Below are 6,607 nucleotides of genomic sequence, written 5' to 3'. Positions count from 1 at the left end.
GTGAATCACAATGCCCCACTCAGTTCAATAAATTAATAGGTCCTGAACCTAAGCACTATCCGTATAATCCCGTAATGCAAATGCGCGGACGAATGATCGTCAAGCGACATTTTCACAAGCATATATTAAAACTTGATACCTGATCTGCTGAACGTCGGATTTGCGGGCTTCCTCAGCCTTCTTTTCCTGTTCCATGCGTTGTCAGATCTTCCGAACCGGACAGACAGCGCAGCCGTGTGCATTTTGGGGTAGGGGAACAGTTCCCGCGCTTGCGCCACGGTGTTGCGGGCTGCTGGGTGTCCCTGATTTTCGTGTCAGTCAGCATGCCGTTTCTTTCCATACCCGCTCCCTGACTGTTTCATACCCGCTGCATACCCGCCTTTTGTTGGGGTTGCGTGATACAAAAAGGGAACAATGGAGATGTAAAAAACACAAAAACCGCTGGGAAACCAAGACTTCTGATACAGCGCGATGCCGGGTGGTAACGGGATATGGCGGATGGGGTGGGATTCGAACCCACGGTACGGTTACCCGCACGCCAGTTTTCAAGACTGGAGCCTTCAACCACTCGGCCACCCATCCATCGCAAGGCAGGTTTACTGCCTGTCCTTGGCTTATGATGTAAAAAGCCTTCCATTGCAAGTGGTGGGCGGCGCAAGACTAACAGATTGAAATATAACAATTACTTTGCCGAAGCACATGGGATGGCTGTGGTCGGGGGCATATTCCTGTCCCCTGCGGGAAATGTAATGTAGGTCCCGCCGGGGAAAGTGTGGAATACGGAACGTGGCGATTCCTGCCAGGTGAATGGCCTGTTTCATCCATATGCGGCTGTTTGTGCCGATCGAATTTCTGAAAGTGTCATGCCCGATATCATCAGCGCCCGTCGGCTGTCCTGCGCCGCATGGATGAAACGTCTGGCGGTCTGGGGAACATTTACGTTTCCGCTTCTGCTCTGCTACGCGCTTGCCCCGTCTGAAATCCTCATGTGCGTGATTGCGGGCGCGTTCCTTGTGCGCAGCGCGCTGTGCCGGGAATGGGGGTGGCTGCGTCAGCCATGGTTTGTCTTCTCCCTCCTGCTTGGCATGGACCTCGTGCTGGCGTCGGCACATGTGGGGTCCGGGCACGCGGTGTTACAGTCCGTGCTGCTGGTGCGATATCCTGTCTTTGTCGCGGCGATGGCTTATTGGATCCTGACCGATCCACAGGACAGGCGGCGGCTGAGGGTGGCATATGCCGTCGTGGCGCTGTGGATTGTCGCGGGAAGCTGGCAGCAATATATCTGTGGCCGCAACCTGATGGGATATAGCCGGTGGGAAGACGGCGCCCTGCTGGGGCCGTTATGGGCGCCGCGCGCGGGGCAGGCGCTGTTCATGACCGCCTTTGCCGGGCTGATGCCCGCCATTCTTTCCCTTGCGCAGCGGCGCAACCGATCCGGCCTGGTGTATGCGGGGTGCATTCTTGTCCTGCTGGTCCTGACATTCCTGCTGATTTCGCAGCGTATGCCGACCCTGCTGTTCCTGTTCGGGACGCTCTGCCTTGCGCTGCTGGTGCGCTCACTCCGGATGCCGTTCCTTATTGCCTGCCTGATCGGGATGGTGGGGATCGTCCTTTCGCCCGTGGTCGCACCGCAGGCGTACAACAAGCTGGTCATCAGTTTCGAACACCAGATGCACCATTTTGCCGACAGCCCGTATGGAATGCTTTTCATCAGGGCGATGGTCATGCTGAAGGATCATCCCTGGGTCGGGTTCGGTTATGACGGGTTCCGCATCAACTGTCCCAATCCTGCCTATTTCCACGGCCTTCCGGCGCTTGGCATTCCCGATGGCCCGCATGGCGGGGCGCCCGGCTGCAACCTGCATCCCCATAATTACTATCTTCAGGTCGCAACGATGGCGGGCTGGCCGGGATGTGTCCTTTTCTGCCTTGTGGTGGCATGCCTGCTGCGTCCCATGGCAGCGGTGCTGCGGCGGGGGCATATGACCGCCGGGCAGATGGTTCCCTGCGTGCTGGCCTTCGTCATCGTGTGGCCCCTGCAGTCCACCAGCTCATTCTCGACCCAGCCGACCGCGGGATGGGTCTTCCTTGCGCTGGGATGGGCGCTGGCGGTCTGCACTCGGGAAGACGGCGACGGTTCCGCCGTGACGCGGGCCGGCCATGGTATGTCATCTGCCTGAAAATCAATGGGGGTGGCCTTGGCCGGGTGAGCGTTTTACAATACGTCGCGATGGATATCATTGCCTCAGGCCCGATCACGACGCACCTTGTGGGAATTCGCCGCCCTGACTGGTGGCAGGAAACAAAAGCAGGTGTGATTATTTCCCCGTCCGTTACAACAGAGACATTCCGGCCGTATATGCCGGGCCTCAGGATATCTCATGGCGGTTGAGGATACTGCCACGCTGAGGCGTATATTTGGCAATACCGGGTTTCTTGTCGCGGGCCGCGCGACGAATGCCGTGTGCAGTTTCCTGTACATGGCATGGGCCGTGCGCGCGCTGGGGCTGTCGCAGTTCGGCGTCCTGATGCTGGTGACCACGTTCGGGTCCGCCATTTCGGCCGCCACCCACCTGCAATCGTGGCAGCCCCTGCTGCATTACGGCACCGAACCCTTCCAGAAAGGGGATCTGTCACGTTTTAACCGACTGCTGTTTTTCTGCATGCGCGCGGACCTGCTCAGCGGGGCGGTGGGGTCACTGGTCGGGATGCTTGGCGTGTGGCTGTTTGGCACCTCCATGGGGTGGCCACAGGCGGATCAGGCGGCCGCCATGTTCTACATGCTGACCATTTCGTTCATGAACACCGGCTGGTCCACCGGCGTATTCAGGCTGTGCAACGCTTTCTGGCTGAGCAGTGCATGCGACCTGTCCGGCGTGGCCGTGCGCATGGTCGGCACGGGGCTTGGCCTGTGGCTGCATCTGGGGCTGGATTATTTCCTGCTGGTGTGGAGCATGACCCAGCTGGCCATGTTCATCACCAACAGTGTCATGGGCTGGTGGCTGCTGCGTAATGACGGCAAGGTCGGGACCTTCCGGCTTTTCCATCCGATACGCATCACCGACGCGCCGGGAATATGGCGCTTTACCCTTTCGACCAGCGGCAATCATGTCCTCGGGACCGTCTTCAACCAGTTCGGGACCCTGCTGGTCGGGGGACTGCTGGGGCCGACGGATGCTGCCGTCTATCGCGTGTCGCGCCAGATCGGTGACGGGATCGCAAAACCGGCGCAACTGATGATGCCCGCGCTTTATCCCGAGTTCATCCGCCTGCGTGAAAAACACGACTGGTACGGGCTGAAGCACGTCACGCTGCGCCTGTTCATGCTGATTGGCGGTTTTTCGCTGGTCCTGATGGCCTTTGCGCTGGTGGCGGGCAACACGTTCCTGACATGGATGCTGCAGGTCCACTGGCCGGGTGGCAGCCTGATGATCATGCTGATGCTGGGCAATGCCATCATGGGGCTGGGGATCGTGCCGCTCGAACCCCTGCTGACGGTGGTGGGGAAGGTATCGCATGTCCTGATCGGGCGCATCGTCGTGACGATCACCTATCTCCCGCTGGTCTATGTCATGGCGTCGAAATGGCATCTGGCGGGGGCAGCGGCGGCGTCCGTGGTCGCCTCCCTGATGATGCTGCTGATCTGCATGCGTCCCGTGATCGTCTGGTTTTCGAAGGTCGCCCCCGGCCACCGCCCCCGCGAAGTCACGGATCACTGACATTGCCGCCCGGCGGAAAGGGCAGGGGAAATAAATTCCGGCCGCGATGGCGGGGGATACTTGCAATCCGGGCTGAAAACCGCCATATCGCGTCGTGCCGTGGCCTGAATGCCATGGCAATTCGCACGTGAAGCATGAGCCTCTGGTGTCCCGCGATGGACCGGCGCTTCACGGAGGACAAACCAGAAGACAAGGATTGAGCCACAATGGCCATGCCTGAATTCACAATGCGCCAGCTGCTTGAGTCCGGCGTGCACTTCGGTCACCACACCCGCCGCTGGAACCCGCGCATGGCGCCGTTCCTGTTCGGTGTGCGCAACCAGGTTCACATCATCGACCTGCAGCAGACCGTCCCCATGCTCGATCGCGCGCTCAAGGCGATCCGTGACACCGTCGCGGGCGGTGGGCGCGTCCTGTTCGTCGGCACCAAGCGCGCGGCGGCCGACCAGATTGCCGAAGCGGCCAAGCGTTGCGGACAGTACTATGTCAACCACCGCTGGCTGGGTGGCATGCTGACGAACTGGAAGACGATCACCGGTTCGATCAAGCGCCTGCGCGGCATCGACGAAATGCTGGAAAACGGCACGCAGGGTCTGACCAAGAAGGAAGTTCTGGACATCACGCGCGACCGTGAAAAGCTGGAACGTTCGCTGGGCGGGATCAAGGAAATGGGCGGCCTGCCGGACATCCTGTTCGTGATCGACACGAACAAGGAAAAGCTGGCGGTTGAAGAAGCCAACAAGCTGGGTATCCCGGTTGTCGCCGTCCTCGACAGCAACTCCGACCCGCGTGGCGTGACCTACCCCATCCCGGGTAACGATGACGCCATCCGCGCGATCGCCCTGTATTGCGAACTGGTGTCCGGCGCGGTGCTGGACGGCATTTCGGCGGAACTGGGCGCATCGGGCGAAGATTTCGGTGCGGCGGAAGAACTGCCGGTCGATCCGGCGATCGAAGTGGCCGCGACCGAAGCTGCGGCAGCGCCGACGGCGACGCCTGCGGCCTGATGGCCTGATCGGCCACCGGTCCCGCATGGGGCCGGGCGGTCGAACGGGTCGGACTGCGGCCCGGAGAATACCGGATTACAAGGATGCGCCCTGCCACAGGCAGGGCGCATGCCTGTCGTGAGGAGATAGAGATAATGGCGGCAATTACCGCAGCTCTGGTCAAGGATCTTCGTGAGAAGACCGGCGCCGGCATGATGGATTGCAAAAAGGCGCTGACCGAGGCGCAGGGCGATATCGAGGGCGCGATCGACTGGCTGCGCAAGAAGGGCCTGTCCGCCGCGGCCAAGAAGTCCGGTCGTGTTACCGCCGAAGGTCTGGTTGGCGTCGCATCCGCCCCGAATGCCGCCGCCATGGTCGAGGTGAACGCGGAGACGGATTTCGTCGCGCGCAACGAACATTTCCAGAAATTCGTGACCGAAGTGGCCGAAGCGGCCCTGAAGGTTGGCGAGGATCTGGAAAAGCTGAAGGGCGCCGTCCTGAAGAGCGGTCGCACCGTTGCCGACGAACTGACGCACCTGATCGCCACCATCGGCGAAAACATGTCCATCCGTCGCGCCCGCGTGCTGAAGGTGCCGTCGGGCGTCGTCGCGACCTACATCCATTCCGCCGTTAGCCCCGGACTGGGCAAGATCGGCGTTCTGGCTGCTGTGGAAGCCCCGAGCGCCAGCGAAGCGCTGGAAACGCTGGGTCGTCAGATCGGCATGCACGTGGCGGCAACCCGTCCCGCGTCGCTGGATATCGATGGCGTCGATCCCCAGGCGCTGGAGCGTGAGCGCGCGGTTCTGGTGGAACAGGCGAAGGCATCCGGCAAGCCGGAAGCGATCATCAACAAGATGGTCGAAGGCCGCATTCGCAAGTTCTATGAAGAAGTCGTCCTGCTGGAGCAGGTGTGGGTGCATGATGGCGAAAGCCGCGTCCGCGCCATAGTTGAAAAGGCAGGCGCGAAGCTTGTCGGCTTTGATCGCTTCCAGCTTGGTGAAGGCATCGAGAAGGAAGAAAATGACTTTGCCGCCGAAGTGGCAAAGGCTGCCGGTCACTGATTGATTGCCGGGTTTCTTCGGCATTCTGAACGGGGCGGGGGTTTCCTGATGGAATGGGAAGCCCCCGCCCTTGTGCTTTCCGCGACGCCTTATGGCGAAACCAGCATGCTTGTCCATGTGCTCACGGGGGAACATGGCCTGTATCACGGCATGGCGCGTGGTGGCGCATCGCGGCAGGGACGGCCGATCTGGCAGGCCGGCAACCTGATTACGGCCCGGTGGAATGCCCGCCTTGCCGATCAGCTGGGCGGTATCCGCGGGGAAATGGTCCATGCCTCCGCCGCGCGGCTGCTGGATTTTCCCCTGCAGCTTGCGATGCTGGCCTCTATGTGCGCGCTGGCGGATGGCAGCCTGCCGGAGCGCGAGGCACATCCCGCCGTTTTTCATGAACTGACCCGGCTGCTGGCATGGATCAGCCTGGACCCGATCGGCACGGAACAGGCCGCAATGGCCGCCCTTGTCCGGTGGGAGGTCTGTCTTCTGTCGGAACTTGGCTTCGGGCTTGACCTTGGCGCCTGCGCCGTCAGTGGACAATCCGACAACCTGAAATGGGTCTCCCCCCGCAGCGGGCGCGCGGTCAGCGATGAACATGCCGGGCAGTGGCGTGACCGCCTGCTGCCTCTTCCCGCGTTCTTGCTAGACCCGTCACAGGATGGCACGCCTGTCCAATGGCGGGACGGATTACGCCTGACGGGACATTTCCTGGCCCGTGACGCATTTGGGCAGCGTCATCGTCCATTGCCCGCCGCGCGTGTCCGGTTGATGGACATGGTCGCGAAAATGGCGGAAAACGGAGATCCGGCAGTCCCATCCGAAGACGTGGAATAGTTTTACGGCATTG

General features: G+C 61.1%; 5 protein-coding genes and 1 tRNA gene. 5 read left to right on the top strand and 1 reads right to left on the bottom strand.

Annotated elements, in window-relative coordinates:
- Nucleotides 1–492: 492 nt before the first annotated feature.
- Nucleotides 493–582, bottom strand: a tRNA-Ser gene (locus NJLHNGOC_RS14375).
- Between the two features lie 281 nt (nucleotides 583–863).
- Here NJLHNGOC_RS14375 and NJLHNGOC_RS14370 point away from each other — a divergent pair.
- The 5 genes from NJLHNGOC_RS14370 (at nucleotide 864) to recO (ending at nucleotide 6,594) form a co-directional block, all read left to right on the top strand.
- Nucleotides 864–2,180, top strand: a complete 1,317-nt coding sequence (locus NJLHNGOC_RS14370; protein ID WP_239021555.1) for an O-antigen ligase family protein — start codon at nucleotides 864–866, stop codon at nucleotides 2,178–2,180.
- A gap of 201 nt (nucleotides 2,181–2,381) precedes the next feature.
- The gene (locus NJLHNGOC_RS14365) at nucleotides 2,382–3,719 is read left to right on the top strand and encodes a lipopolysaccharide biosynthesis protein (RefSeq protein WP_113596977.1); all 1,338 of its coding nucleotides are present in this window, start codon (nucleotides 2,382–2,384) and stop codon (nucleotides 3,717–3,719) included.
- Between the two features lie 206 nt (nucleotides 3,720–3,925).
- The gene (rpsB, locus tag NJLHNGOC_RS14360; protein WP_113596976.1) at nucleotides 3,926–4,726 is read left to right on the top strand and encodes a 30S ribosomal protein S2; all 801 of its coding nucleotides are present in this window, start codon (nucleotides 3,926–3,928) and stop codon (nucleotides 4,724–4,726) included.
- Between the two features lie 134 nt (nucleotides 4,727–4,860).
- Entirely contained in the window at nucleotides 4,861–5,766 is a 906-nt protein-coding gene (gene tsf / locus NJLHNGOC_RS14355) for a translation elongation factor Ts (RefSeq protein ID WP_113596975.1), read from the top strand.
- A 48-nt stretch (nucleotides 5,767–5,814) separates the two neighbouring features.
- Nucleotides 5,815–6,594, top strand: coding sequence for a DNA repair protein RecO (gene recO / locus NJLHNGOC_RS14350; RefSeq protein WP_113596981.1), 780 nt, complete (start codon nucleotides 5,815–5,817; stop codon nucleotides 6,592–6,594).
- Nucleotides 6,595–6,607 lie beyond the last annotated feature (13 nt).

It is taken from the genome of Novacetimonas cocois, assembly GCF_003311635.1.
GTDB lineage: Bacteria > Pseudomonadota > Alphaproteobacteria > Acetobacterales > Acetobacteraceae > Novacetimonas > Novacetimonas cocois.
The sequence above is the reverse complement of the archived record's forward strand: the minus strand, read 5'-3'. Positions and strand labels throughout refer to the sequence as shown.